We start from the raw sequence: 262 nt of genomic DNA, 5'->3' as shown, positions 1-262 counted from the left end.
CGTTTGTAATAATCCCAAAGTCCAATTCGGAAGTTATCTTCATCAACGCCAAATTTAAGAATATGATTGGCAAATGTAAATAGCACATCCTCGTCATTTAAAGAGTCTGCTTTTCCATCCCCATTGCCATCGACACCAAGTCCTCCGAAAAAAGCAATGCTTTTAGGATTTGTATCATCACTGTCTGGATTTATGATGCCAGCCCATGTTTCTTTTGGGAAATAGATGCCGGTCAAGCCGGTCGCTTTAGGAAGATCCCTAC

General features: G+C 41.2%; 1 pseudogene. It reads right to left on the bottom strand.

Going from position 1 to position 262, the window contains the following annotated elements:
- Positions 1-236, bottom strand: a pseudogene (locus tag EOC06_RS39060) (lytic transglycosylase domain-containing protein); the annotation flags it as partial.
- Positions 237-262 lie beyond the last annotated feature (26 nt).

Source organism: Mesorhizobium sp. M7A.F.Ca.MR.362.00.0.0, assembly GCF_004023175.1.
Taxonomy (GTDB): domain Bacteria; phylum Pseudomonadota; class Alphaproteobacteria; order Rhizobiales; family Rhizobiaceae; genus Mesorhizobium.
The sequence above is the reverse complement of the archived record's forward strand: the minus strand, read 5'-3'. Positions and strand labels throughout refer to the sequence as shown.